Genomic DNA, 5,128 nt, shown 5'->3' with positions numbered 1-5,128 from the left:
TGGCGGTGCGGAGCACGAGAATGGAGGTGGTCTGCGTGTCAGAGATGGGGATCTTGTTGCAGGGCAGGAGGGGTACGCCGCGCCAGCCCGGCACCTGGGCGCCGTCGATCACGGCTCCGGTCGGGTAGATGCCACGGCGGTTACATTCCCGGCCGAACGCGGCTATGGCGCGCGGATGGGCCAGGAGGAACCGGGAGTCACGCCGCCTGCTGAGCAGTTCGTCGAGGTCGTCGGGAGTGGGCGCGCCAGCGTGGGTGTTGATGCGCTGGCTGCGGTCGGCGTTGTGCAGCAGGCCGAATTCCCGGTTGTTGATCAGTTCTTTTTCCTGGCGTTCCCGTAGCGCCTCGATTGTCAGCTTGAGCTGGTGTTCGACCTGGTTCATCGGTTCGTTGTACAGATCGGCGACCCGGCTGTGTACCCGCAGCACCGTCTGGGCCACGCTCAACTCGTATTCGCGGGGCGCAAGCTCATAATCGACGAAGGTCCCCGGCAACTCAGGCTCCCCGGTATGCCCCGACGCCAGCGCGATGGCCGCCTCACCGTGCTTGTTCTGTGGGGGCTCGGGCCGGCTCTGGAAGTGCTCGACATGGGTCCGCAGCGCCTCGGACCGGCCAGCCAGCTCCTGGAACACCTGTTGCGACAGCGCCAGCACCGTGCACCCGGTCACCGCCCTGACCGTGAACTCCCAGCTGCTCTGTGGCTCCACCAGCACCTGGTCACCGAAGTAGTCGCCGTCAGCCAGCACACCCAGCACGGTCTGATCGCCGTACTTTCCGGCGCCGACCTTGTCGACCTTCCCATGCGCGATGAGGAACACCCGGTCAGCCGGCTGGCCGGATTCCACGATCACATCGCCAGGAGCGAATTCCTGCTGAACGAACCGATCCGCCAACGCACTCAGGAGCACCGCGTCGTCGAACTCCCGCAGCAGGGGAAGCTCACGCAGTTCTTGGGGAATGACGCGGACCTCAGCCCCGGTCGAAACAAAAGTAATCGTCCCGTCGCCCACCGTATATGTAAGCCGGCGGTTGACCCGATACACGCCGCCCGCCACCTGCACCCACGGCAGTATCCGCAGCAACCACCGCGAGGAAATCTCCTGCATCTGTGGCGCGGACTTGGTAACTGTCGCCAGATTGCGCGCAGCCGCCGTACCCAGACTCAGCTGCGGCTGCCCGTCCTCCGTACCAGTCTCCACACCAGCCGACTCCGTCATGACCGACACCACCAATTCTTGGTCGTAGCAGCAGGAAAACAACGAACGTACATTCGAGGAACATCGCTGGCGTGGTCGACACGAGCGAGCTTTCCCGCGCCGAACATGCCGAACATGCCGACCATGCCGACCATGCCGATAAGCGTCGCTACGACCGTTTGAACCCGCCCCGTGATTACGGTCGAAGCGCTACCCGAGCGCGCGGGATCACGCTCCGCCCACCACCGGTGAATGAAGTGATCGGCTGCCCGTGACTATGCGATGACGTCCCTGGTGGACTGTATCGAACAACGCCAGTAGAATAGCCGGCGCAAACCGAATACCGCCACGTCTCCCCCGTCCGTTTCGCGTGCCGCCGGCAGGCTTCACACCGACATCGCACCGCGTACAGCGCATTCTCCTTCGACCCGCGGCGCGAGCTTTGCTCCATGCGGCGAGCCGACAGAAGCTTCCCGTAGAAATCACGGAAAAGGCAAGGACTTCCACGTGCCAGTCTGGGCTGGCCCACCGTGATGGTGTGCTCTGGCCCGCTCAGGATTGAGCGTTGACCACGAACCGTAAACCCGCCCAATCACTCGTTGTAACTACCGATATCCACTGCTCGGCCGGCCGTGGACACCGCCTTTGCTCGGTGCCGATGCCGGTGGTGCCCAGCCAGGGAATGCACCGACGATCGCATCGACCCGCCTGTGCGCAAGGCTCGTCCGGCCAGGTCCACGGTGCGCCGACCGTGACGCCGCGCTTGACGGAACGCTGGACCGGAACGCTCTGCGACGGCGTTAGATGACAGAGGGTAGCAGGTAGTCGTATTGACCTGGGTGAAATTGACTAACACGCGACACCCGGTGATGGCCGATTCAGGCTGGTAGCCCCACTCCCGGCTACTAGTTCGACCACGCTGTACCCGATCATTACTTTTCATGTATGTCGGGCCGTAGGTAACAGTTTCCCGTCGAGTAAAGCTCGCGTCACATATAGTTTCCCGCCATGACATGGCATATCATGACAATCATGGATGTGCCCGACCATCGTGAAGACAGGCTTCTCAGTCGGGTTGACGAAACATAAAGCAGGAGGTTGCAATGGCAAGGAGAAGGATTCTCGCCCGTTGGGGCACACTCGCCCTGGCACCGTTACTGGCTGCCGGCGTGGCTGCCATTCCAGCGTCGGCGGCTACAACCAGCTCGGTGGCCCGGCCGACGGGAGCACTGATTCTCACGGTGGCGCAGGGCGAAGCCCCCTATGTCGGCGCGACACCGGTCACCCTGTTCTGTCCGCCGAACGGCGCGACGACGCACCCCAACCCGGTCGCGGCGTGCAAGGCCATCGCGGCTGCCGGCGGTAATCTCGACAACCTCGCGGGCGACCCGGGGACGCTGTGTCCGGAGATCTACATGCCGGTGACGGCCGCCGCGGACGGCTACTGGGCCGGCCGGGTCGTCCACTGGCAGAAGACCTTCTCGAACGCATGCTTCCTGAATGTGGCCACGACACCGGTCTTCTGACCGGCTCCTGCCGTAGATCATCCTGAACGGGGTAGGCGAGGGGGCCGCACCCGGGGTCCCCTCGCCTCGCCGGGAGACGTACGCCAGCGTGAGGATCCGGGCCGCCGGCTACCCAACCTGTCCGGTAGGTCGGATGAGCATCTCGTTGACCGCGACCCGGCGGGGGCGGGTGACGATGTATGCCACCGCATCCGCGATGTCGTCGGCCACCAGCTTCTCGACCCCGGCGAAGCGCCGTGCGGACGCTTCGCGGATCTCCTCGCGCAGATGGTCGGTCAGCTCCGTGTCGACCGCGCCCGGCTCGACGACCGATACCCGCACGTGCCGGGAGGTGACCTCCTGGCGCAGGGATTCGGTGAAGGCGTTCACCCCGAACTTCGTCAGGTTGTAGACCCCGGCGTTCGCCATCGCCCGCCGACCCGCGACCGAACTGATGTTGACCAGGTCGGCGACCCGCCTGGGACCGGTGTCTGCGGCGGCGAGCAGGTGCGGCAGCGCCGCATGAGCGACGTACAGCAGACCCTGGAGGTTCAGCGACACCATCCGATCCCACTCCTGGGTCGGCGCGCCGACGATCGGGCCGAGCAGCATCACGCCAGCGTTGTTGACCACTGTGTCCAACCGACCCAGCTCGGCGACGGTGCGTTCGACGGCGTCGACGGCCTGGGCCTGATCGGTCACATCGTGGGCGAGGACGAGCGCCCGGCCGCCGTCGGCGGTGATCTCGGCGGCGAGCTGTTCCAACCTGTCCTTGCGCCGGGCGACCAGCGCGACCGCCGCACCGTGCCGGGCCAGTTCCCGGCCGCTCACCGCCCCGATGCCGCTACTCGCCCCGGTCACCAGGGCCACCGTGCCGTCCAGCCGTTCTGCCATCAGTTACCGCTCCATCGTGATCGTATCCAGGTGGGACGTGTCCAAGGTGGTCGTGGCAGGCAGCGCTACGGCACCTATTGATCAGCGCACCGAGGATACGTGCGCCACGGAGCCCGAAATCCGACGCCGGAGTTGCCGCAGGTCATATGCGGTGGGCGAGCGCTCCCGGCAACCGCTACGGTGCCGGCGGAAGCAACGACGCCGGCGTGAAGCGCACCTCCACCGGCTCCCGCAGTGCCAGCACGTCCTCGCCGCGACCGAGATGACTCCGCTCGTACACCGTCCCGGTCAGGCGCAGCACGTGCACACAGGGGCCGTCCGCGGGATCGACCATCCAGTAATGCGCAACGCCCGCCCGCGCGAACTGCGCAGGCTTCGCGACCCGATCTTCCTGGGCGCTCGACGGGCTCACGACCTCGACGACGAGCAGCACGTCCTCGGCGAGCAGCGCACCCGGGCGCCAGACCCCTCCCCGCGCAGCACGACCAGATCCGGGATACGCAGGTTGTCACCGAGCCGGACGCCGGTGTTCTCCTGAACGCGCAGATGCTTCGGTAGCGCAGGGCGAAGAAGCTGCCTGATCTCGTCGGTGACGGCCTGATGGAGGGGCGAGCGCGGTGGGGCCATGAGCAGGGCTCCGGCCGTGATCTCATACCGGCGGCCGTCATCGGGAAGCTCAAGCCAGTCCTGCGCGGTCCACGGCGTCCGCTTGTCGAGCAGGAGGTTCGTCGCCATGCCGGTCCTCCAGAGTGTGGTCCGGTGCGGTCCGGTGCGGTCCGGTGCGGAGTCGGCCGGAGTTCGGGGCCGGGTGCCTGGGCAGAATCAAGGATAGCCGCGGTCGCCCGCCAACTGGCCCGGTACGGCGAGGTCCAGGCCGAGCGTGACATCCTGCTACATGTTCGAAGTTCGAGGGCAGACACCAAGTGCCAGTCACCACAAAGAAGGTCGCGGATGACAAAGCTACGCGTGCACAACTTCTCGATCTCGCTTGACGGATACGCGGCCGGGCAGGCGCAGAGCGTCGACAACCCGCTCGGCGTGGGTGGTCACGGACTGCACGAATGGGTGTTCGCTACCCGCACCGGTGCTCAGATGATCGGCATGGACGGCGGTGACGAGGGCGTCGACGATCGCTTCGTCGCGCGGGGCGATGTCGGTATCGGTGCCACCGTCATGGGACGGAACATGTTCGGTCCGATCCGGGGACCGTGGGGTGAGAACGAATGGACCGGCTGGTGGGGCGATAATCCACCCTTCCACCATCCGGTGTTCGTCCTCACCCACCACGCCCGTCCGTCCATCACCATGCAGGGCGGGACGACGTTCCACTTCGTCGATGACAGTATCGACACGGTACTCGAACGAGCACGCGAGGCCGCCGACGGACAGGACGTCAGACTCGGCGGTGGTGTCGCCACCATTCAGCAATACCTCCGCGCCGGCCTGATCGACGACCTGCACCTGGTGATCGTGCCCATCCTGCTCCACCGCGGCGAACGGCTGTTCGACCATCTCGACGGCGATTCCGAGGCTA

The 5,128-nt window shown here is 65.8% G+C and carries 6 protein-coding genes; 2 read left to right on the top strand and 4 right to left on the bottom strand.

Features of this window, described 5'->3' with window-relative positions; all coding sequences use genetic code 11:
* Window positions 1–1,216 (bottom strand): family 2B encapsulin nanocompartment shell protein (locus tag U9977_RS25530; RefSeq protein ID WP_322751830.1); only part of this gene is annotated, 1,216 nt, incomplete at its 3' end.
* Between the two features lie 1,082 nt (window positions 1,217–2,298).
* Here U9977_RS25530 and U9977_RS25525 point away from each other — a divergent pair.
* Entirely contained in the window at window positions 2,299–2,721 is a 423-nt protein-coding gene (locus U9977_RS25525; RefSeq protein WP_322751829.1) for an SSI family serine proteinase inhibitor, read from the top strand.
* 108 nt (window positions 2,722–2,829) lie between these two features.
* Here U9977_RS25525 and U9977_RS25520 read toward each other — a convergent pair whose 3' ends face one another.
* The 3 genes from U9977_RS25520 to U9977_RS25510 form a co-directional block, all read right to left on the bottom strand.
* Window positions 2,830–3,594, bottom strand: a complete 765-nt coding sequence (locus tag U9977_RS25520) for an SDR family NAD(P)-dependent oxidoreductase (RefSeq protein WP_322751828.1) — start codon at window positions 3,592–3,594, stop codon at window positions 2,830–2,832.
* A 175-nt stretch (window positions 3,595–3,769) separates the two neighbouring features.
* Window positions 3,770–4,006: a Uma2 family endonuclease gene (locus U9977_RS25515; protein WP_322751827.1), complete on the bottom strand. Its 237-nt coding sequence runs from the start codon at window positions 4,004–4,006 to the stop codon at window positions 3,770–3,772.
* A complete protein-coding gene (locus U9977_RS25510; protein ID WP_322751826.1) occupies window positions 4,003–4,329 on the bottom strand; it encodes a Uma2 family endonuclease in 327 nt (108 codons plus the stop codon). Before U9977_RS25510 ends, U9977_RS25515 begins: the two co-directional genes overlap by 4 nt.
* Window positions 4,330–4,545: 216 nt before the next feature.
* On the opposite strand from U9977_RS25510, the gene U9977_RS25505 reads away from it, so the two are divergent.
* Window positions 4,546–5,128, top strand: a 583-nt coding sequence (locus U9977_RS25505; RefSeq protein WP_322751825.1) for a dihydrofolate reductase family protein, incomplete at its 3' end; no start/stop codon positions are given.

Origin of the sequence: Protofrankia sp. Cas8 (assembly GCF_963555845.1) — a bacterium.
In the GTDB taxonomy this organism is placed as follows: domain Bacteria; phylum Actinomycetota; class Actinomycetes; order Frankiales; family Frankiaceae; genus Protofrankia.
This window is presented reverse-complemented; position numbering and strand designations above follow the sequence as displayed.

What these genes read in the sequence shown, in the direction of transcription:
- U9977_RS25525 (WP_322751829.1), top strand. Translation starts at nt 2,299, where the DNA reads ATGGCAAGGAGAAGGATTCTCGCCCGTTGGGGCACACTCGCCCTGGCA.
- U9977_RS25520 (WP_322751828.1), bottom strand. Translation starts at nt 3,594, where the DNA reads ATGGCAGAACGGCTGGACGGCACGGTGGCCCTGGTGACCGGGGCGAGT.
- U9977_RS25510 (WP_322751826.1), bottom strand. Translation starts at nt 4,329, where the DNA reads ATGGCGACGAACCTCCTGCTCGACAAGCGGACGCCGTGGACCGCGCAG.